We start from the raw sequence: 20,850 nt of genomic DNA, 5'->3' as shown, positions 1-20,850 counted from the left end.
TGTGCGCCCCGTCACCGGGGCACACCCGACCACCGTCAGACCGCGCGCTTCTTGAGCTTGCGCCGCTCCCGCTCGGAGAGGCCGCCCCAGATCCCGAAGCGCTCGTCGTTCATCAGTGCGGCTTCGAGGCACTCGTCACGCACCTCGCACGTCAGGCAGACCTTCTTGGCCTCCCTTGTCGATCCACCCTTTTCGGGGAAGAAAGCCTCGGGGTCCGTCTGCGCGCACAGCGCGCGCTCCTGCCACCCCGTTGCTTCGGCGTCCCCGTCGAGGAGAAAGAGTTCTCTCACGGCCCTCGCCCTTTCGACCCGGTACTGCATTCATCCCGCTAGCCCCTCGCGAGCCGCTCTCCTTATCGGAAGGACCGGCTCGATCCTGCGAAGAACACTGTGGGAATTACATGCCTGTCGTGCACCGGAAGTCAAGCGGGGATCTGGTATAGGGGGAGCAACCACCCGAACGGGCCATGCCACTGGGGTCTCCCGGCCCTGCCGCCGGGCAGGGGGCACCCCGTGGTGGGTAAAGATATGCCCCATGCGCAACATCACGGTGCTTTCCGGCGGAATCGGTGGTGCCCGGTTCCTGCAGGGCCTCCTGCACGGCCTCACGACCGGGGCGCTCCCCGGGATCGACGCGGGGGCCGAGGTCACTGTCGTCGCCAACACCGCCGACGACCTGTGGGTCCACGGGCTGAAGGTCTGCCCCGACCTGGACACGGTGATGTACACCCTCGGGGACGGCATCGACCCCGAGCGCGGCTGGGGCCGGCGCGAGGAGACCTGGAGCGTGCGCACCGAGCTCGCCGAGTACGGCGTGGAGCCGACCTGGTTCGGGCTCGGCGACCGGGACGTGGCCACCCACCTGGTGCGCACCCAGATGCTCGACGCCGGCTTCTCCCTCTCCCAGGTGACCGAGGCGCTGTGCCGGCGCTGGCTGGCCCCGACCTGGGGCGACCGGGTCCGGCTGCTGCCGATGAGCGACGACCGGATCGAGACCCACGTGGCGATCGCGGACGCCGAGGCGCCGAGCGGGCGCCGCGTCGTGCACTTCCAGGAGTACTGGGTGCGGCTGCGCGCCCAGGTGCCGGCCGAGGCACTGGTCTTCGTCGGCCTCGACCGGTCCGCCCCCGCGGCCGGCGTCATCGACGCCATCACCGACGCCGACCTGGTGGTGCTGCCACCCTCGAACCCGGTGGTGTCGATCGGCACCATCCTCGGGGTGCCCCGGGTCCGCGAGGCGCTCGCCGCGACCACCGCCCCGGTGGTCGGCCTCTCCCCCATCGTCGGCGGCACCCACGTGCGCGGCATGGCCGAGCAGGTGCTCACCGCGATCGGCGTCGAGGTCAGCGCCGCCGGCGTCGGGCTGCACTACGGCAGCCGCGCCGAGGGCGGGATCCTCGACGGCTGGCTCATCGACGAGCGGGACGCCGACCAGGTCCCGCGGCTGACCGGCGCCGGCATCGCCTGCGAGGCCGTGCCGCTGATGATGACCGACCACGACGCCACGGCCGCGATGGCCCGGGCCGCCGTACGCCTGGTCGAGGGCGGCTCGGGGCGGTGAGCCTCGAGGTCCACGCCCCCGACGGCGTCCCCGAGGTGCACGCCGGCGACGACCTGGCCGCGCTGCTCCTCCCGCTGGTCGACCCGGTCGACGGCGACGTCGTGGTGGTCACCAGCAAGGTGGTGAGCAAGGCCGAGGGACGGGTCCGGCCCGGCACCCGCGAGGAGGCGCTGCCCGGTGAAACCGCCCGGGTGGTGGCACGACGCGGCCCGACCACGATCGCGCGCACCCGCCACGGGCTGACCATGGCCGCCGCGGGCATCGACGCCTCGAACACGGTCGCCGGCACCGTCGTGCTGCTCCCCGAGGACCCCGACGGGTCCGCGCGCGCCCTGCGCCGCGCGCTGCGGGAGCGGGCCGGCGTCAACGTCGGCGTGGTCGTGACCGACACCGCGGGGCGCGCCTGGCGCGAGGGCCAGACCGACATCGCGATCGGCGCCGCGGGCGTCCGGGTGCTGGAGGACTTCGCCGGGCGCACCGACGCCCACGGCAACACCCTGGCGGTCACCGCACCGGCGATCGCCGACGAGATCGCGGGCGCGGCCGAGCTCGCCTCCGGCAAGCTCGGCGGGCGGCCCTTCGCCGTCGTCCGCGGCCTGGCGCGCCACGTGCTGCCCCCGGAGCAGGACGGCCCGGGCGCGGCCGCGCTGGTGCGCCGCGAGGGGGCCGACCTGTTCGGGTACGGCGCCCGCGAGGCCGTCGTCCGAGCGCTGGCCGGCGACCCGGCCGACCGGGTCTGCTTCGGCGCCGCCGCGTCCGCCGGGGAGCTGGTCGAGGCGCTGCGCACGGTGCTCGGGAGCGGGCTGGACGTCGTGCCCGAGGGCCCGGACGCGGTCAGCCTGGCCGGGCGCGACGTGGACGCATGCGCGGTCACCGCGGTCGCGTTCGCCCACGGCTGGCGGGCCGACGACGCTCCGGCGGGCGGCCGGCTCCGATTGCGTCCCGTCCGTACGTAGACTCTGCCCCCGAACCTGCGCGTCCGCGCGCCCGCACGACCCGAGGAAGCCGCCCCGTGGCCAAGAAGCCCGCCAAGTCCGACCGCCAGGCGGTCATCGCGCAGACCCTCAAGAAGCAGCGCAGCGGCGAGCAGCGCCGCGGGCTGATGATCGTGCTGGTGTGCGTGGTCGTCGCGGTGCTGATCGTGGGCGCCGCCGCCTTCAAGCCGGTCAAGGACTGGTGGGACCAGCGGGCCTACGCCAGCAAGACCCTGGCCGAGATCGGCGCCCCGGCGTCGGTGTGCCAGAAGCCGTTCACCAAGCCGGCCGACGGCAACCAGGACCACGTGCCGCAGGGCACCCATGTCGACTACAAGACCGCGCCGCCCGCGTTCGGTCCGCACTGGAACGTCGCCGGCCTGGCGCCCGCGCCGATGGCCCGCAAGCTCTACACCAGCGACCGGCCGCCGCTGGAGGCGCTGGTGCACAACCTCGAGCACGGCTACACGATCCTGTGGTACGACCAGACCATCGCCCAGGACAGCAAGGCGATGGACCAGCTCCGCGCGATCGCCGACAAGCTGGGCGGCACCACCAACTGGCGCCACAAGTTCATCGCCGCGCCCTGGAAGCCCTCCGACGAGGGCGGCAAGAAGTTCCCGGACGGCCAGCACGTCGCCTTCACGCACTGGTCGGCGGGCGGGTCGGGCAACACCGACCCGAAGAAGCAGAAGGGCGTCTTCGAGTACTGCTCCGACGTCTCCGGCGCGGCGCTGTCCTCCTTCATGCTGCAGTACCCCTACACCGACTCCCCGGAGCCGCAGTCGATGTGACGTCAGACGAGGTCGCCGCGGTCGGCCTCGCGCAGGTCGGCGACGACCTGCTTGACCCGCTGGGCGTGCGCCCGGGTGGTCACCAGCAGCGCATCCGGGGTGTCGACGACCACGACGTCCTCCAGCCCGATCACGGCCACGACCCGACCGGAGCCCGGCACCACCAGCCCCGTGGCGTCGACCGGGCGCACCAGGGTCTCGTCCCCGAGCACGGTGGGACCCGCCGCCGGCTCCCGGTCGGCCCCGAGCAGCGCGGCCAGCGAGTCGAAGTCCCCGATGTCCTCCCAGCCGAAGTCCGCGGGTACGACGGCCACGCGGCCCGCCTCGGCGGCCGGCTCGGCCACGGCGTGGTCCAGCGCGATCCGCGGCAGCGTGGGCCAGACCTCCTCCAGGAGCTCGGGGGCGGCGGCGATCTCCCGCAGGCGGGCCGCGAACTCCGGGTGCCAGCGGCCGAGCAGGTCCAGCAGCACCCCGGGCCGGACCACGAACATGCCGGCGTTCCAACGGTGGACCCCGGTCGCGACGTACTCCTCGGCGACCTCGCGCGACGGCTTCTCCACGAACGCGCGGACCTCCCGGGCGCCGGTGAGGCCGGGCAGGGCGTCGCCGAGGTGGATGTAGCCGAAGGCGGTGGACGGGAACGTCGGCCGGATGCCGAGCGTGACCAGCCAGCCCTCCCGGGCGGCCTCGACCGCGGTGCGCACCGAGTCGGCGAAGACGTCGGGGTCGCTGATCACGTGGTCGGCCGCGAAGGAGCCCATCACCGCGGTCGGGTCGCGCCGCTCGAGGATCGCCGCCGCGAGCCCGATGGCGGCCATCGAGTCGCGGGGCGAGGGCTCGGCGAGCACCGCCTCGGCGGGCAGCTCGGGCAGCTGCGCCGCCACGGCGTCCCGGTGCGCCCGGCCGGTCACCACGAGGAAGCGGTCCTCGGCCAGCGGGGCGAGCCGGGCCCTGGTCTGCTGCAGCAGCGAGTGCCCGCTGCCGGTCAGGTCGTGGAGGAACTTCGGCGAGGCGGACCGCGACAGCGGCCACAGGCGGGTCCCGGCACCACCGGCGGGGATCACGGCCCAGAAGCCCTCGAGGGGATGTGCAGGCATGGGCGCAGCATAGGTGGGGCGAGCGCCGCTCCCCCGCCCTGCCTCTGGGGTCCTGCCTCTAGGGTGCGGGGAGTGACGACCTTCGCCGCCCTGCTCGAACGCCAGCTCCGCACCGATCCCGGCCGCCCCCTGGTCACGTGGTACGACCACGCGAGCGGCGAGCGGGTCGAGCTGTCGGTCACGACCTACGCCAACTGGGTGGCGAAGGCGGCGTCGCTGCTGGCCGACGAGCACGACCTCGAGCGCGGCCAGGTGCTCCACCTCGACCTGCCGTCGCACTGGCTCGGCCCGGTCTTCCTGGGGGCGGCGTGGACGGTGGGGCTGGTCGTAGGACCGGCCGACCACCCCGACGCGGTCGTGTGCGGACCGGACGGTCTGGCCACCTGGGCCGCGCGGGCGGGCGAGCTCCCGGTGCTGGCGTGCTCCCTGCTGCCGCTGGGGGTGCGCTTCGCGGACCCGCTGCCGCCGGGCGTGCACGACGTGGGCGTGGAGATCTGGGGCCAGCCCGACGCGTTCGTCCCGTTCGACCCACCCGCGCCCGAGGACCTCGCGCTCCCCGGTGTCCCCCAGGCGGAGCTGTGGCGGACGGCCGCCGCCGGGAGTCTCCTCACCGACGGCGGCCGTCTCCTCACGGAGGCGAACCCGGCTTCCCCACCGGAGATCGCCTCCTTCGCGGAGCCGCTCGCGCGCGGCGGCTCCGTGGTCCTGGTGTCCCACTCCGAACCGGGGCGCCTCGAGGCGACGTACGTCGCCGAGCGCGCCACGGCTCGCTTCCCTTGAGCGGGCCAGGATCGTGACCGGTCACCCGGCCAGGTCGTAGGCCCCCATCCCGCCGCCGAGGTACCGCCTCTTGCCGAACCCGTCGGTGGTGCCCGGGATCAGCCAGAGGCGCCCGTTCCGCTTCGAGCGGACCAGCAGGTCGGGGTGCCCGGTCAGGTTCTCGTCGCTGATCCCGACCACCCAGTCGTAGTGGGACAGGTCCAGCCCGAGCGCCTCGGGGTTGGTCAGCCCACCCGGCCCGTTGCCGGGGTAGAGCGCCAGCTTGTCGCCGCTCCGGAACAGGCTGTCGGGTGCCCCGTCGCCGTCCCACCGGCCGACCGCGACCTGGCTGCCGGCGGAGATCGCGCCGTGCGCCACGTAGCTCGCCTGGAGCCCGTCGGTGCCGTTGCCCGGGTAGATGCGCATCGCGTCACCGCGCGGCTGGCCCATCAGGTCCGGCCACCCGTCCCCGGTCATGTCGCCGACCGCGGCGAGCAGGCTCACCCGGCCGAAGCCCTTGCCGATCGTCTCCGGCCGGCCGAAGTGGCCCTGGCCGTCCCCGAGCCGCAGCTTCAGCGTCCCGGTCCTGCGGATCCGCACGATCACGTCGCCGAAGCCGTCGCGGTTCCAGTCGCCCGCGTTCAGCACCAGGTCGTCGGCCTTCAGGTTCATGCCGGTCTCGATCGGACGGCCGAGCTCGGTGCGTCCGGTGTTGGGCAGCAGCTGCAGGCTGCTCCCGGTCGTGGCCACCAGGTCGGGCGCCGCGCTGCCGGTCAGGTCGACCGCGGTCACCGAGGTCGCCCGCGCGACCTGGGTCACCGACCCGGTCCCGGGAGCGAAGGTCCCGTTGGCCCGGCCCGTCCGGATCCGCCCGGCCTTCCCCTTCGGCGCGACGAACAGGTCGCCGTGGCCGTCGCCGTTGAAGTCGCCGTAGCCGGTGAGGGTCGCGTACTGCCCCCACCTGCCGGGGACCTGGACGGGCGTGCCGAGCTTGCGACCGCCGAGTCCGGGGAACCGCCACAGGCGGCCGGAGTCGTCGCGCGCCAACAGGTCCGCGTGGCCGTTGCCGTCGAGGTCGCCGGTGGCGGCGAGCGCGTCGTACGACGACCCGTCGACGGCCAGCAGTCGGCGCGAGAAGGCGCCGTGGCCGTTGCCGCGGTAGATCTCGAGGCGTCCGTCCTTGGGGCGCCGGGCGACCAGGTCGTTGTGACCGTCCCCGTCGAGGTCGCCGACCGCCGTGACCAGGTCCCGCCGGGCGAGCCGGTGGGTGGGCGCGACGGGGTCACCGAAGGCGCCGGCACCGTTGCCGGGGTAGACCTGCGAGGTCCCGTCCGAGGTGCGCACGACCAGGTCGCCGTAGCCGTCTCCGGTCAGGTCCGGGGACGCCACCACGCGGTCGGTGTCGGCGATGTCGAGCGTCTCGGGTGCCTCGAAGGCGGTCAGGCCCCCGGTGGGCAGGACGACGCCCTGTCCGTCGCTGGCGCGCCGGACGATCAGGTCGGGGTACGGCGTGGCGGCGAGGTCGGACTCCAGCTCGCGGCCCGACCAGCCCTGCTGGGCGGCCGCGGCGAGCCTCCGGATCCGGGGGATCTTCGCGTAGAGGTAGCGGCCGGGGCACGCGGTGGAGGCCGCGTCCCGGTGCCCGTTGATCGCCTCGAAGTACCTCGAGCCCACCCACTGCTTGGTCGACGCGGCGTCGACGCCGTGCAGCGAGAGCTTCCAGGCGAAGAGCGCGCCGTAGGCCTGCACCATCGCCTTGGACGGCCGGTGGATGTCGTAGTTGCCGATCGCGGACATCGCGAAGGCGTAGTCGTTGTAGTTCAGCGTGTGGGCGCCGACGACCGGGCGGTCGACCCCGCCGTACCGGCCCTCCCAGATGCGGCCGAACCGGTCGACGACGAAGTTGTAGCCGATGTCGCTCCACCCCCGGGACTGGGTGTGGTAGGCGTAGATCGACCGGATGATCCCCGGCACCTCGGCTCGGGTGTAGTCGTTGGCGTTCACCGTGTGGTGGACGAAGCCCGCGTGCACCTCGTAGTAGTGCAGCGAGCTCTTGTCGCGCATCCGCTCGTCGGCGCCCCACTGCGCACGGGAGTAGATCACCGGCTTGGGGGTGTAGACGGCCGCGGACAGCGAGGCGGCGTCGGAGCCGCCGGCGGCCTCGGAGGAGGCGGAGCTGTCGGCGCCGGCGGAGGAGGAGGCCGGCGTCGACGCGGCGGGCTCCGTGCTGCCGTCCATGGCGCCGGTGTCCAGCGCCGCGTGCTCGGTCGCCGAGTGGGCCGCCTTGCCCGGGTCGACCACCGCGAGCCGCATGTCGACCGGCATGGCCCGGCCGTGGGCGGCCCGCGCCCGGACCTGGACCTGGTCGACCTTGCCGATCAGCAGGACGTCGGTGCCGGGGCGGGCGCGCTTCGCCTCCGCGCTGCCCGGGTCGGGACCGTGGTCGGCGTCGTAGGACAGGTCCAGCCACTTCGACCACTGCCCGTCGGTGCGGGTGCGGGCCTGGAAGCCCAGCTGGTCCTGGGGCACCTGGACGCCGTGCGCCCAGGTGACGCCGACGGCGCCGTAGCCGGTCACCGGCTCCGGCGTGCTGGTCAGCCAGGTCGAGCCCCCGGTGACCCGCACCCGGCCGGCCAGCTGCGAGGGGCTGACCCGGGCACCCAGGGGGGCGGTCAGCGAGTAGGAGTGCACCTTGGGGTCCACGGTCGTGGTCGGCACCCGGGACGGCCTGGCCGACGCGCGGGTGTACGCCGCGAACGCGGCCACCGGGCTCGGCTGGGCCCCGCCTCGCGCGGCCGCGGGGTGCTCGCCGACCACGTCGAGGTTGATGACGCTGGCGGCGGGGGTGAGGGCGGCGAGGACGACACCGAGGGCCAGGATCTGCTGGCAGGCGGTGACGAAACGCGACTTGCTAGGGGGCATCGGCGGCAGCTCCAGTGCGGGGGAAGTTTCACACGTGGCGCAACTTTCACATGAGTCACACGCTGCCGGGAAGAGAACCCGAGTAACTACAACAGTGTAATTTCCACTCGACACGCCGCTGGATCTGGGATTTGTCAAGTCCAGACTGCCCCACCAGCCCCAAAAACCCCATCCGACACGCGCGCAGCCCCTGTCGGCCCGACCGGGCCCGGAACGGACTAGACGTCGGCGCCGAGCTCGTCGTCCTCGGTCGTCTCCTCGTCCTCGGGGTTCTCGCTGTCCTTGTCGGAGTCGTACTTGAGGTAGCGGATGCCCTCGTCGACGTCGCCGTCGAAGCCGACCCGGCCCTGCTCGAGCACGATGACGCGGTCGCACATCTTGCGGACCGACCCCGCGGCGTGGCTGACGTAGAAGAGGGTCCGGCCGCTGTGGCGGACCTCCGCCATCTTCTCCATGCACTTCTTCTTGAAGGGCTTGTCCCCCACCGCCAGCACCTCGTCGGCGAGGAAGATGTCGGAGTCGACGTGGATCGCCACGGAGAAGCCCAGCCGCGCGAACATGCCCGAGGAGTAGTTGCCGACGGGCGCGTCGAGGTGCCGGCCGATGTCGGCGAAGTCCACGATCTCGTCGAACTTCCGCCTCGTCTCGGCCTCGGTCATGCCCAGGATGGCGGCGTTGAGGTAGACGTTCTCCCGGCCGGTGAGCTGCGGGTGGAAGCCGGCGCCGGTGGCGATCAGGCCGGCGATCCGGCCCCGGGTGAGCACCGACCCCGAGTCGGGCTTCATGATCCCGTTGATCAGCTTCAGCAGCGTGCTCTTGCCGGAGCCGTTGAGGCCCATCAGGCCGATCGACTCGCCCTGCTGGACCTTGAACGAGACCCCGTCGAGGGCGTTGAAGTCGTCACTGATGTCGTGGCCCTTGAGCATGGCCACGGTCATCTGCTTGAAGGTGCGGTGGTAGCGCAGGGTGAACGTCTTGACCACGTCCTGCACCACGATCGACTCGGTCACTGGAGACGCTCCGGGATGCGGTTCTGCAGGCGGGAGAAGATCAGCTGCCCGAACAGCAGGATCACGACCGAGACGCCCACGGCGTAGAGGCCCAACCCGAACAGGTTCGACGGCAGGTCGACCCTGGCCGTCTGCGCCGGGTTCTCCGTCGTCCCCACCCAGAAGGCCCGCTGCATCAGCAGCACCGCGTCCGCGATCGGGTTCGAGAGGTAGACGTCGACGTACTGCGGGAAGTTCGTGGTGATCTTGGTGTAGGGGTAGATCATCGGCACGCCGAACCGCACGAAGTTGGTCAGGATGTTCACGGCGCTGGAGAAGTCGCGGAAGAACACGTTCGCGGCGGCGAAGAGCAGGGCCATGCCCGTGCCGAGCAGCATGATCACCAGGACCGCGAGCAGCGCCGCGACCATGCCCATCGGGTCAGGGGTCCACCCGAAGCACAGGCAGGCGATCACGAGGATCAACAGCTGCGGCCCCACGTGGTAGAGCGAGACCAGCATCGAGGCCACCGGGAAGGTCTCCCGGGGCAGCGCCATCTTCTTGACCAGCGACTTGTTGCGCACGATCGAGCGGGTGCCGGCGTTGAAGGTCTCGGTGAAGAAGTGCACCACGATCAGGCCCGCGAAGATGTGGACCGGGAAGTTCTCCACATTCTTGTGCGTGCCCATGATGTAGCCGATCACGAACCAGTAGATGAAGAACTGGCTGAGCGGGTTGATGTAGGACCACAGCAGGCCCAGGAACGACCCCTGGTAGCGCGCGGCGATCTCGCGGCGGACCAGCAGCTTGAGCAGGTAGCGGCGCCGGAAGACCTCGAACAGCCCCTGGTTGGCGGACGGAGGGGCCAGGGGTTCGTCGACGACGTGGACCGCGCGAGCGGTCTGGCTCATCGATCACCCTCCCCGGGGGTGTCGTCCCCCTGCGTCCACGGCCGGAACGTCTGCTCCCAGGCCTCCGGCGAGGTGATCTCGCCGAGCTTGGCGCGGTACTCCTGCGCCAGCCTGGGCCACTCGCGCCGGAGCCGCTCGTGGATCTCGATGGTCTTCGCGGCGAGCTCGCGGAACTTCTCCGGGTCGCGCTGGTAGAGCGCGGCGGAGGCGCCGTCGTTCATCGACACGATCGCCGAGTCGAAGCGGGTGAGGTGGTACCACTTGGCGTCCATCGCCTTGATCTCCACCTCGGGGTGCTCGCGCGAGAGCTCCCGGGCGCGGGTGAGCTGGCGGACCGGCGCCAGGCCGGCGGTGACCAGCTGCGACCAGCGGCCGGGAAGGCCGGTGTCCTCGCGCCCCTTGCGCGGCGGCTTCTTGCGACGCACGGGCGGGAACGCGTCCGGGTCGGCCTCGAGCCGGGCGTCGGAGAACTGCTTGCGGAACGCGTTGACCTCGGCCAGCTTCGTGCCGAGCACCTCGTGCAGGTGGTCGGGGCCGGCGAGGACGTCCTCCAGGGCCTGGTGACGCAGCTCGACGGTGGAGTACTGCATCGAGACCAGGTGCTTGATCTGGTGGTTGCGGCTCTCCCGGATCATCCGGCCACCCTTGGGGTACCGCGAGTGCAGCAGGGCGGCGATGAACCGGTTGCGCTGGTGGAAGTAGGCCTGCCAGTCCAGGGCGTCGTTCTTGTCGGTCCACGGCACGTGCCACACCGCGGCCCCCGGGAAGGTCACCGTCGGGTAGCCCGCCTCCTTGGCGCGCAGCCCGAACTCGGAGTCGTCCCACTTGATGAAGACCGGCAGCGAGAGCCCGATCTCGGCCAGCACCTGGCGCGGGATCAGGCACATGAACCAGCCGTTGAAGTCGACGTCGATGCGCTGGTGCAGCCAGCGCGCCGAGCGGAGGTTGCGGGCCGCGAAGTCCCAGTCGCCGAAGACTCCCGGCGCCGACTCCCACCAGAACCGCCACGGCTGCACGATCTCGCCGAAGCTGTGCAGCCGCGAGCGCGAGAACAGGCTGAACATGTGCCCGCCCACGATCGTGGGGCGGCGGGCGAGGTCGCCGAAGGTGACGGCACGGATGACGCCCTCGGGCTCGCAGACGACGTCGTCGTCCATCATCATCGCGTAGGTCGCGGTGCCCTTGCGGACCGACTCCAGCTGGCCGCGGGCGTAGCCGCCCGAGCCCCCGAGGTTGCCCTGCTCGATGACCCGCAGGACGGAGCCGAGCAGCCCCTCGGCCTTGGCGAAGTCCGGGGAGTCCACGACCTTCTTGGTGCCCTGCTCCATCACGAAGACCGTGTCGAGGTAGGGCCGCAGCACCTCGTCCTCGCCGAGCTGGGTGAGCAGCTTGGCGCAGAAGTCCGGGCGGTTCATCGTGGTGATGGCGATGTCGACGGTCCCGTGAGCCGCCCGGTCCTCGGGCACCTCCGCCGACCACTCGGCGGACTCGACGAGGACCTCCTCGTCGCCGGCGGTCACGTCGTACCAGTACCAGCCGCCGTCGACGAAGGGCTTCAGCGAGAGCTCGAACTCGAAGGTCCCCTCGACCTGGCTGCCCGTGGAGGCGGAGTCGACACGCTGGGAGCGGCCGTTGGCCATCGACTTGTAGACGACCACGGACGCGCCACGGCCGACGACCTTGACCCTCAGGGTGACCGCCGAGACGACCGTCCACCGGCGCCAGTAGCTCGCGGGGAACGCGTTGAAGTAGGTGCCGAACGAGAGCCGCTGCCCCGCCTTGACCCGCAGGGCGGTGCGCGACTCGATCTGGTCGAGGTGGATCCCCTCGCCGGAGGCGATCGACTGGCGCATCGCCACCGCGTTCAGGTCGCGGGCGTTGCGGTTGGTGCCGACCTCGTACTTGTCCGCATCCAGGATCGCGGGGTCGGGGTCGACGTACAGCGCGAAGACGTCGCTGTCACGGTCGGTGGGCAGGATCTGCCGCTGGAGCAGCCGGGTCGAGGGGCTCATTCGTCCACTCCTCCGCTCGTCAGGGCGGCTCCGTCGGCGAAGTGCGGCCTGAGCTTGTTCTCGAACATCGACAGCGCCGAGCCGATCGCCATGTGCATGTCGAGGTACTTGTAGGTGCCCAGCCGGCCCCCGAACAGCACCATCGGCTCCTTCTTGGCCAGCTCGCGGTACTTCAGCAGCTTCTCCCGGTCCTCGGCGGTGTTGATGGGGTAGTACGGCTCGTCGCCGACCTCCGCGGCGCGGGAGTACTCCCGCACGACGACGGTCTTCCCCTTCGCGTCGGGGTACTCCCGCTCGGGGTGGAAGTGCTTGAACTCGTGGATCCGCGTGAACGGGACCTCACGGTCGTTGTAGTTCATCACGGACGTGCCCTGGAAGTCGTCGACCTGCATCACCTCGGGCTCGAGGTCGACGGTGCGCCACGACAGCCGGCCCTCGGAGTTGCCGAAGTACTCGTCGACTGGTCCGGTGTAGACGATCGGGACCTTGCCCTTGAACTCCTCGGCGACATCGAAGAAGTCGGTCTCGAGGCGGACCTCGAGGTTCGGGTGGTCGGCCATCCGCTGCAGCCACGCGGTATAGCCGTCGGTGGGCAGGCCCTCGTACTTGTCGTTGAAGTAGCGGTTGTTGAACGTGTAGCGGACCGGGAGCCGGGTGATGATCTCGGCGCTCAGCTCGGTCGGATCGGTCTGCCACTGCTTGGCGGTGTAGCCCTTGACGAACGCCTCGTAGAGCGGGCGGCCGATCAGGCTGATCGCCTTCTCCTCGAGGTTGGTGGCGTCCTCGGTCGCGATCTCGCTGGCCTGCTCGGCGATCAGCGCTCGGGCCTCGTCGGGGGTGTGGCTCTTGCCGAAGAACTGGTTGATCAGGCCCAGGTTCATCGGGAAGGAGTAGACCTGGCCCTGGTAGCGCGCGAAGACCCGGTGCCGGTAGTTCGTGAACGTCGTGAACCGGTTGACGTACTCCCAGACCTTCTCGTTGGAGGTGTGGAAGAGGTGCGCGCCGTAGACGTGCACCTCGATGCCGGTCTCGGGCTCCGCCTCGCTGTAGGCGTTGCCGCCGAGGTGGTGGCGCCGCTCGAGGACCAGGACCTTGAGTCCGAGCTCGGTGGCGCAGCGCTCGGCGACGGTCAGGCCGAAGAAGCCGGAGCCGACGACGACCAGGTCGGGGACGGACTCGGGGACGGACGACTCGGAGAGGGGCAAGGGGAGAGCTCCTGACGGTTGTGACGCGGCGGCAAGTCTAGCGACGCGGGGGGCCGGGGTCGGGCACGCGACGCATGCTGCGGGCGGAGGTGATGGCCCGGATCACGTTGCCGGCCTCGGCCCGTCCCCCGCGGATCGGGCTCAACGCGACCACGGCGGCCGCGATGAGGTACGGCTTGAGGCGCACCAGCCTGTTCTCGCCGTACCGGAAGTGAACCACGAAGAGGTTCCGGAACATGTAGAACCCCTTCCAGCCGGCGAGGTCGTGCTGCTGGTCGAAGTCGAGCTGGCGCACCAGGACCGCGTCGCGGACGCCCCAGATCCGGAAGCCGGCGCGCCGGCTCCGCAGGGCGAAGTCGACGTCGTCGTAGAAGATGAAGAACGACGGGTCCGGCAGCCCGATCGTGTCGACGACCTCGCGGCGGACCATGAAGCCCTCGAAGGCGACATTCTGGATCTCGACCCGCTCGGGCATGGCCGCCCGGGTGCCCCAGTCGGTCTCGACCGTCCGGGTCTTGGGCTTGATCGCCAGCGGGTTGCGCAGGTCGAAGTGGGTGGCTGCCTTCTCGACCAGGTGGCCGGCACGGTCCTCGCGGACCGAGAGCAGGCAGGCCTCGTCCTGCGCCATCAGCACCTCGAGGCAGTCGGGCGCCGGGACCACGTCGTCGTCGACCAGCCAGATCCGGTCGAATCCGGCCTCGTGCGCCTGGGAGACGCCGAGGTGGAAGCCGCCGGCGCCGCCGAGGTTCTCGGGCGTGGTCGTCACGTGCAGCGGGAGGTCGGTCCGGGCGTCGAGGACGGCCCGGGTGTGGTCGGTCGAGGCGTTGTCGACGACGTAGACGGCGTCCGGGCGGCGCGTCTGGGCCGCCAGCGCGTCGAGCATCCCGACGAGCAGCGCGGCCCGGTTGAAGGTCACGATGACGACCGCGACGCTCTCCCGACTGCCGGCGCTCACCGCAGGAACCTCTCGTGGCCGGTGAAGTCGCCGCGCAACCCGGCGAGCATGGCCCGCGCGCTCAGCCACAGCCGCGACGCGGACGGCCGGGTGAGCGTGTAGAACCACACGGTCTTCACGACGAAGGCGAGGGCGTGCGGCCAGCCGCGGTAGTCGCGCAGGTTGAGCAGGTTGTTGCGCGCCATGCAGTAGTGCTTGAGGTCGCTGGGGCTGTGGTTGTAGGTGGTCCGTCCGAGCATCATCGGGGTGCCGAGGTCGCCGACCCGCGGATGGCGCACGCGCGCGCCCACCACGGTGGCGGTGCGGGCGCCGGCGCGCTCGGCCCGCAGGCGGTACTCGTGGTCGTCGCCCCAGATGAAGAACTCCTCGCGGACCAGCCCGATCCGCTCGACCAGCTCGCGGGTGACCAGGACCCCGTTGAAGGGGATCACCACGTCGCGGACCACTCCGTCGGCCGCCGCGCCCACCACCTCGTCGATGCGGTGCACGACCCTGGTGCCGCCGGGCAGCCGGATCGGGAAGACCAGCCGCGTGGGGTCGTCCTCGGCGACCACCACCGGGCCCCAGAAGTCGAGCTCGTCGCGCCGCTGGAGCAGCGTCGCCAGGCAGTCGGGGTCCGGCAGCCCGTCGTCGTCCATCAGCCACGCGAGGTCGGCGCCCCGCTCCATCGCCCAGGCCAGGCCGTCGTGGAAGCCCCCGGCGCCCCCTCGGTTGCGGTCCAGCGTGCGCCCGAGGACCGGCGTCACCGCGGCCATCTGCACCTCGGAGGGATCCACCTGCCCCTCCAGCCCGGCGAGCCACTCACCGGTGCCGTCCGTGGAGGCGTTGTCCACCACCAGGACCTCGTCGACCTGCGGCACCTCGCGCAGCCGGGCCACGAGGCGTTGCAGCAGCGGGAGCCGGTTGAACGTCACCACCACCGCCACCACGCGGGGAGACGTCGTCGGCTCGGTCACGGCTCACACCCTAGGGGCCGCGCGAGCGACTCCACGAAACCACCCGCCCTCGGGTCGATCGGTCAGCAGGAGGCGGCGAGGTCCTCGGAGTGGTTGGCGGCGTAGCCGGTGCTCAGCGAGCCGAGGGAGCCGCCGGTGACCTGCTGGGGCGCCTGCTTGTGCCGGTGGTGGCCCGCCGACTTCGGCGTGCCGGTCCCCGCGGAGGGGTCGACCGCCTCCGCGACCTTGCGCTGGATCAGCGCGATGTCCGGGTGGGCGGTGTTCACCAGCGGCGGCACCAGCGAGAGCGTGGCGATCTTCTGGCTCTTGGCCTTGAGGGCGAGCGAGATGAACCGGTCGACCTCGCTGGCCGGGACGTCGGTGGAGATCATCGCCGAGCTCGCCTTGGCGATCTTCTCGAAGTTGCGCACCGCCACCTGCGGGCTGATCTGGCTCAGCATCGCGCTCATCACGCACTTCTGCCGGGCCATCCGCGAGTAGTCGTCCGAGCCGTCGCGCGACCGGGCGAACCAGAGGGTGTCGTGCCCGTCGAGCTTGCGCACGCCCGGCTGGATGTAGCCCACGACGTCGTCCCCGAGGCCACCGACCGGGATGGGCTGGCGGACGTTGAGCGTGACACCGCCGACGGCGTCCACCAGGTCCTTGAAGCCCTGGAGGTTCACCATCGCCCAGTAGTTGATCTTCAGCCCGGTGATGCCCTCGATCGCCGAGATCGTGGCGGTCACACCGGGGTCCTTCACGCCCTTGAACTTGTCCAGGTTGTCGCCGACCCAGGTGTTGACGCCGTTGAGCTCGCACGCCGGGTAGCCGCAGTTGAAGCCCTTGGGCCAGTACTTCGCCATCTGCGAGTGCGGTGCGAACGGGAAGTTGGTCATGTTGCGCGGCACGCCGATCAGCACGGTCTTGCCGGTCTGCTCGTCGATGCTGGCGACCGTCATCGAGTCGGTGCGCAGCCCCCATCGGCCGGCGCCGGAGTCGCCGCCCATCAGCAGCACGTTGAAGCGACCGTCGTGGGCGCCGCTGACCGTGCCGCTGCCGAACATGCTCAGCATGAAGTCGCGCTGCACGCCCACCAGGTGCGCCCCGAACAGCAGGCTCCCGGCGACCGACAGGCACAGCACGCCGTTGAGGCCCACGGCCGCGCGCCGGTGGCCCATCGACAGCGTCAGCGGCTGACCGATCCGCCAGGCGTCGACGAACAGCAGGGCCCACCCGATCGCGCCGGCCATCAGGGCGATCCGCAGCAGCCCCAGCAGCAGGGTGTTGGACACCAGCCAGAAGACCAGCTCGTGCCAGGCGACGCCCACGACCAGGGTCGCGAGGAAGCCGACGACCAGGACCAACCAGATGCGCAGGGCGATGCGGCCGACCTTCCGGTTGCCCGCCACCAGCTGCGCGGAGCCCGGGACGATCAGGGTCATCAACATCAACGCCATGGCGCGACGGAACCGGACCCGGGCGGCGCGCTCGTCGGCGCGGGAGCTCGCGGCGCCCTGGCGGTCGTGCAACCCGGGGGAAGAGACGGGCGGCATCGGGTGCCTCTCTGCTGGTGGTGCGTGGGGAAGGGTGGTGCCCGCCCAGTATCACCAGCAACAGGGGCCACATCCGGTCACGACGCGCCGGACGTCCTGCCCGTCTCGATCTCACGTCGCTTCGCGAGCCGGTGGGCGCGCCGGATCTCGGCCTCCCGGTGCCGGCGGACCTCGTCGGGTGTCTCGGGCTGCAGGCCCGGGACCGGCCGCGCCCGGCCGTTGGGGTCGATCGCGACGAAGACGAAGTACGCCGAGGCGACGTGCAGGGTGTGCTCGGTCGGGTCGTTCCACGGCTGGGTCTCCACCCGCACCCCGATCTCCATCGAGGACCGGCCCGCCCAGTTCACCTGGGCGAAGGTGCGGACGATGTCACCCACGTGCACGGGCTCCAGGAACGCCATCTCGTCCATCGCCGCGGTGACCGCGGGGCCGCCGCTGTGCCGCTGGGCCACCGCCCCGGCCGTCGAGTCGGCGAGCTTCATCACCTCGCCGCCGTGGATGTTGCCGAGCAGGTTCGCCTCGCGGTTGGAGGTGATCATCGCCAGCGAGACACGGGCGTACGACGGAGGCAGGGAACCCAGGGTGCCGGACATACCCAGCAACCTAGTCGACACCGCTCAGTCGGCCGGCCCGGTCCCCTCGCCCGTGGGCAGCGCGTCGGTGAGCGACCGGCGCAGCCGGTTCCACTGCCGGCTCCACGCCACCACCGGCCGCAGCGACCGCTCGAGGATCTCGAGCTGCTCGTCGAGGGTGGCCAGCTCGGCCTGCAACGCCTCGATGCTCAGCCGCTTCGCGTGCAGCTCGCGGACCACCACGTCGATCTCCGCCGTCAGCGGCGGCATCTGGTCGACCAGGCCGCGCAGGGAGACCAGCATCCGGGTGACGCTGGTCGGCACCGGCGTCGGCAGGGTGCCGAGCGCCTCGCCGCCGGCGGTGGCCACCGCCTCGACCAGGGCGCGGGTGCTGTCGACGAAGGCGTCGACCGTCGCGTGCACCAGGCCCCGTGGCGCGGCTGGGGCGCCCTCCGCGGCGGGGCTGTGCCCCTCCCCGCTCATACGGCTCGGGCGAGGCCGAGCAACGCCTCGATCTCGGCCGTGAAGGCGGTCAGCAGCTCCTCGGGGTGGGTGACGGTGTCGGCGTCGACCTTGAAGCCCACGTGCACGTGACCGTCGTAGGTGAAGATGCAGGTGCCCAGCGTCTGGTCCCCGGACTGGGGCGCCCAGCCCAGCATCGAGGTGATCCGGGCACCCGCCAGGTAGCGCGCCGCCCGCGGACCCGGCACGTTGGTGGTCACCCCGCTGGCCTTGGCGGCGAAGAAGTCCACGAGGTAGCGCTCGATGTCCCGACCGGTCCGGCCGATCCCGCGGATCAGTCCGAAGGTCAGCACGGCTTCGGGCGAGTGCTTGATCTGGTCCATCCGCCGCTTGGTCTCGGCGAGCCGCGCGAACGGCGTGTCCAGTCCGGACGGCAGCGTGAACAACACGAGGGCGAGCCGGTTGCCGAGCTCCCGCGGCAGCGGCTCGTCGGGTGGGCGCAGGTTGACCGGCACCATCGTCGGCAGGTCCACCGCCACCCCGTCGTGGTCGCGCAGGTAGGTCGAGACCGCGCCGGCCAGCGCGGCCGTGAGCACGTCGTTGACGGTCGTGCCCGTCCGGTGACCCGCGGCGACCACGTCGGCGAGCGGGAGCGGCGGCGCCCAGACCAGGTGCTTGCGTTGGCCGGGCACCCCGGTCAGGGCGCACCTGGGCAGCCGGCCGAGGGTCAGCTTGGCGGCGATCCCGGTGGTCTGCCGGGCCAGCGTCACGGCATCGGCGACGCCGGTCGGCGAGAGCAGGTGCGGCAGGTCCAGCAGGGCGGATCCGGCCGTGCCCGCCGCCGACTCCACGGCGTGCACGGCCGTGCCCACGGGGCCGGAGCTGCGGTGCTCGCCCAGCTGGGGCTCCCACGGCGGCGCGTCCGGCGTGGGGTCGGTCATCGACAGCAGCACGTTCATCAGCGCGATGCCGTCGGCCATTGCGTGGTGCAGACGGGAGTGCACCGCCGAGCCCCCGTCGTACCCGTGGATCAGGTGCATCTGCCACAGCGGACGGTCGCGGGGCAGCGGGACACTGACATACCGGTTGACGTGCCGCTGCAGCGCGCGGACGTCGCCCGGCGCCGCGAGGCGCAGCGTCCGCACGTGGGTGGCCGGGTCGAAGTCCGGCACGTCCTCCCAGCGCGGCATCCCCAGCGGCGTGCGCGGCGGGACCGGACGCTGCCCGAAGACCGGGTAGCGGTCGCACACCCGGGTGCGGAGCACCTCCAGGAAGCGCGCGGGGTCGATCGGCTCGGCGGTGGTCATCAGGGACTCGATCACCATCAGGTTGTTCGCCCGGTCCATGTTCAACCAGATGGTGTCGACCGGGGCGACCGTCCTGCGCACGTCGGTGCCCGTCAGTCCCGTCGCCGGTCGGACTCGTCCCGACCGGCCGCGCGCTCCTCCTCGGCGACCCGGTGGGCGTGCCGCCCCTCCGAGGCCAGGTACTTGTTGAGGCTCGCCCACAGCCGCGCCCGGTCGGCGCTGGAGCGCCGTCCGGCCGTCTCGCGGGCCTCTGCCTCGGTGCGCCGGCGCTCCAGGTCACTCATGTCGCGGGTCGTCCTCCTTATGCCGTGGGCTGCTCGGCTCCACGCTCCCCCCGGCGCCCCGTGGCCCCACAGGGCCCAAGGGCCCGAGGGGCGGGTACGTCCGCCCCCGGCGGCGGCCCGGGCCCGCGACGAGGCTGGTCGGGTGGAGCGACTGACCCCGCTGGCCGACGCCTTCCTCGAGGCCGAGGACGTGGACCCGTACGCCTCGCTGGCGATCGGGTCGCTCGCGGTCTTCGCCGGGCCGGCGCCCGCCTACGAGGAGCTCGTGGAGACGATCGTGGGACGGCTCCCGCTCATCCCCCGCTACCGGCAGAAGCTGCGGCCGGTGCCGCTGGGGCTGGCCGCGCCCGCCTGGGTCGACGACGAGCACTTCGACATCCACCACCACCTGCGCCCGATCACGGTGCCCGCGCCCGGCGGCCGGCGCCAGGTCGAGGAGCTGCTCAGCAGGCTGATGACCACCCGCATGGACCGGGCCCGCCCGCTGTGGGAGTACTGGTTCTGGACCGGCCTGGCCGACGGACGCTGGGCGTTGCTCTCCAAGGTCCACCACAGCGTGGTGGACGGCGTCTCCGGCACCGACCTCTACCGGCTGCTGCTGGACCCCAGCCCGGAGCGTCGACCCGGCGTCCCCGACACCTGGCTCCCCGAGTCCTCCGCCTCCACCGCCGAGGTCACCGTCGGCGCGCTCCGCGAGCTGCTCGCCTCCCCGGTCCACCTCGCCGGCACCCTCGCCCACGCGGCCCGGACACCGCGACGGCTGGTGCGGACGACCGCGCGGACCACCAGCGGGCTGCTGACCCTCGGGGGCGCGGTCCGGCCCGTGCACCGCAGCTCGCTGTCCGGGCCGCTCGGCGGCGACCGGCGCTACACGTGGACCACAGTGCCGATGGACGACCTGCTCACCGTCCGCTCGGCGTACGACGCCACCGTGAACGACGTCGCCCTCGCGGCGGTGACCGGTGGGTTCCGGCGCCTCCTGCTCGCCCGGGGGGAGCCCACCGATGCCCACACCCTGCGCTCGCTGGTCCCCGTCTCGACCCGCCACCCCGGCGAGGAGTCGGTGCTGGAGAACCGGGTGTCGCTGATGCTGCCCTTCCTGCCCGTGGACGTGGCCGACCCGGTCGCCCGGCTGGCCACGATCCGCCGCCGGATCCGCGGCCTGCGCGGCCACCACGAGCCGGAGGCCGGCGAGAGCATCACCGAGGCCGCGGAGCTCAGCCCGTTCCCCTCGGTGTCCTGGGGGCTGCGACTGGGCTGGCGGCTGCCCCAGCACCAGATCACGACCGTCACCACGAACGTGCCCGGCCCCCGGACCCCGCTCTACGCACTGGGCCGCGAGGCGCTGGAGATGCTGCCCTACGTGCCGATCGCGGACCGCGTGCGCATCGGGGTGGCCATGTTCTCCTACCGGGACACCCTCACCTTCGGGATCACCGGCGACCGGGACAGCACCGCCGACCTCGACGTGCTGGCCGTGGGCATCGCCGGGTCGCTGGCCGAGCTGGTCGCGACCACCCGGCGCACCGGCTGACCCCTCGGGGCCTCGCGGTAGCGTT

19 protein-coding genes are annotated in these 20,850 nt (G+C 72.0%); 5 read left to right on the top strand and 14 right to left on the bottom strand.

All coding sequences use genetic code 11. The features are described from left to right. Window positions 1–35: 35 nt before the first annotated feature. Window positions 36–320: a WhiB family transcriptional regulator gene (locus tag BJZ21_RS05110; RefSeq protein ID WP_218851312.1), complete on the bottom strand. Its 285-nt coding sequence runs from the start codon at window positions 318–320 to the stop codon at window positions 36–38. 214 nt (window positions 321–534) lie between these two features. Between BJZ21_RS05110 and cofD the strand changes: the two genes are divergently transcribed. From cofD to BJZ21_RS05095, 3 genes are read left to right on the top strand one after another with little or no spacing between them, the layout of a single operon-like run. Beyond that, entirely contained in the window at window positions 535–1,560 is a 1,026-nt protein-coding gene (gene cofD / locus BJZ21_RS05105; protein ID WP_179662762.1) for a 2-phospho-L-lactate transferase, read from the top strand. Continuing rightward, window positions 1,557–2,516: a coenzyme F420-0:L-glutamate ligase gene (gene cofE / locus BJZ21_RS05100; RefSeq protein WP_179662761.1), complete on the top strand. Its 960-nt coding sequence runs from the start codon at window positions 1,557–1,559 to the stop codon at window positions 2,514–2,516. The genes cofD and cofE overlap by 4 nt, the downstream gene beginning before the upstream one ends. A gap of 56 nt (window positions 2,517–2,572) precedes the next feature. After that, window positions 2,573–3,328 carry a DUF3105 domain-containing protein gene (locus tag BJZ21_RS05095; RefSeq protein WP_343051966.1) on the top strand — a complete coding sequence of 252 codons (756 nt, stop codon included), beginning with the start codon at window positions 2,573–2,575 and terminating at the stop codon, window positions 3,326–3,328. Window positions 3,329–3,330: 2 nt separating this feature from the next. Here BJZ21_RS05095 and BJZ21_RS05090 read toward each other — a convergent pair whose 3' ends face one another. Beyond that, window positions 3,331–4,425, bottom strand: a complete 1,095-nt coding sequence (locus BJZ21_RS05090) for a mannose-1-phosphate guanylyltransferase (RefSeq protein WP_179662759.1) — start codon at window positions 4,423–4,425, stop codon at window positions 3,331–3,333. A gap of 72 nt (window positions 4,426–4,497) precedes the next feature. Between BJZ21_RS05090 and BJZ21_RS05085 the strand changes: the two genes are divergently transcribed. After that, entirely contained in the window at window positions 4,498–5,205 is a 708-nt protein-coding gene (locus tag BJZ21_RS05085; protein WP_179662758.1) for a TIGR03089 family protein, read from the top strand. Window positions 5,206–5,226: 21 nt separating this feature from the next. Here the strand turns inward: BJZ21_RS05085 and BJZ21_RS05080 are convergent, their stop codons facing one another. From BJZ21_RS05080 to BJZ21_RS05025, 12 genes are all read right to left on the bottom strand, one after another. Next, entirely contained in the window at window positions 5,227–8,106 is a 2,880-nt protein-coding gene (locus tag BJZ21_RS05080) for an FG-GAP-like repeat-containing protein (protein WP_179662757.1), read from the bottom strand. A gap of 218 nt (window positions 8,107–8,324) precedes the next feature. Continuing rightward, window positions 8,325–9,116, bottom strand: a complete 792-nt coding sequence (locus BJZ21_RS05075) for an ABC transporter ATP-binding protein (RefSeq protein ID WP_343051965.1) — start codon at window positions 9,114–9,116, stop codon at window positions 8,325–8,327. After that, window positions 9,113–10,006, bottom strand: coding sequence for an ABC transporter permease (locus BJZ21_RS05070; protein ID WP_179662756.1), 894 nt, complete (start codon window positions 10,004–10,006; stop codon window positions 9,113–9,115). The genes BJZ21_RS05075 and BJZ21_RS05070 overlap by 4 nt, the downstream gene beginning before the upstream one ends. Continuing rightward, a complete protein-coding gene (locus BJZ21_RS05065; RefSeq protein WP_179662755.1) occupies window positions 10,003–12,018 on the bottom strand; it encodes a glycosyltransferase in 2,016 nt (671 codons plus the stop codon). The genes BJZ21_RS05070 and BJZ21_RS05065 overlap by 4 nt, the downstream gene beginning before the upstream one ends. Next, window positions 12,015–13,223: a UDP-galactopyranose mutase gene (glf, locus tag BJZ21_RS05060; protein ID WP_179662754.1), complete on the bottom strand. Its 1,209-nt coding sequence runs from the start codon at window positions 13,221–13,223 to the stop codon at window positions 12,015–12,017. Before glf ends, BJZ21_RS05065 begins: the two co-directional genes overlap by 4 nt. A gap of 37 nt (window positions 13,224–13,260) precedes the next feature. Further along, window positions 13,261–14,178, bottom strand: a complete 918-nt coding sequence (locus tag BJZ21_RS05055) for a glycosyltransferase (RefSeq protein ID WP_179662753.1) — start codon at window positions 14,176–14,178, stop codon at window positions 13,261–13,263. Then, complete coding sequence (locus BJZ21_RS05050) at window positions 14,175–15,134, bottom strand: glycosyltransferase (RefSeq protein ID WP_179662752.1); 960 nt, start codon at window positions 15,132–15,134, stop codon at window positions 14,175–14,177. Before BJZ21_RS05050 ends, BJZ21_RS05055 begins: the two co-directional genes overlap by 4 nt. 62 nt (window positions 15,135–15,196) lie before the next feature. Then, window positions 15,197–16,666, bottom strand: a complete 1,470-nt coding sequence (locus BJZ21_RS05045; protein ID WP_179662751.1) for an LCP family protein — start codon at window positions 16,664–16,666, stop codon at window positions 15,197–15,199. Window positions 16,667–16,743: 77 nt separating this feature from the next. Further along, a complete protein-coding gene (locus BJZ21_RS05040; protein ID WP_179662750.1) occupies window positions 16,744–17,259 on the bottom strand; it encodes an acyl-CoA thioesterase in 516 nt (171 codons plus the stop codon). 24 nt (window positions 17,260–17,283) lie between these two features. Then, window positions 17,284–17,661, bottom strand: coding sequence for a hypothetical protein (locus BJZ21_RS05035; protein WP_218851310.1), 378 nt, complete (start codon window positions 17,659–17,661; stop codon window positions 17,284–17,286). Window positions 17,662–17,717: 56 nt separating this feature from the next. Further along, complete coding sequence (locus tag BJZ21_RS05030) at window positions 17,718–19,088, bottom strand: wax ester/triacylglycerol synthase family O-acyltransferase (protein ID WP_218851305.1); 1,371 nt, start codon at window positions 19,086–19,088, stop codon at window positions 17,718–17,720. An 11-nt stretch (window positions 19,089–19,099) separates the two neighbouring features. Continuing rightward, the gene (locus tag BJZ21_RS05025; RefSeq protein WP_179662748.1) at window positions 19,100–19,291 is read right to left on the bottom strand and encodes a hypothetical protein; all 192 of its coding nucleotides are present in this window, start codon (window positions 19,289–19,291) and stop codon (window positions 19,100–19,102) included. A 142-nt stretch (window positions 19,292–19,433) separates the two neighbouring features. Here BJZ21_RS05025 and BJZ21_RS05020 point away from each other — a divergent pair, with 142 nt between their 5' ends. Then, entirely contained in the window at window positions 19,434–20,825 is a 1,392-nt protein-coding gene (locus tag BJZ21_RS05020; RefSeq protein ID WP_179662747.1) for a wax ester/triacylglycerol synthase family O-acyltransferase, read from the top strand. Window positions 20,826–20,850: the final 25 nt, after the last annotated feature.

This window comes from Nocardioides panaciterrulae, from assembly GCF_013409645.1.
Lineage (GTDB): Bacteria > Actinomycetota > Actinomycetes > Propionibacteriales > Nocardioidaceae > Nocardioides > Nocardioides panaciterrulae.
The sequence above is the reverse complement of the archived record's forward strand: the minus strand, read 5'-3'. Positions and strand labels throughout refer to the sequence as shown.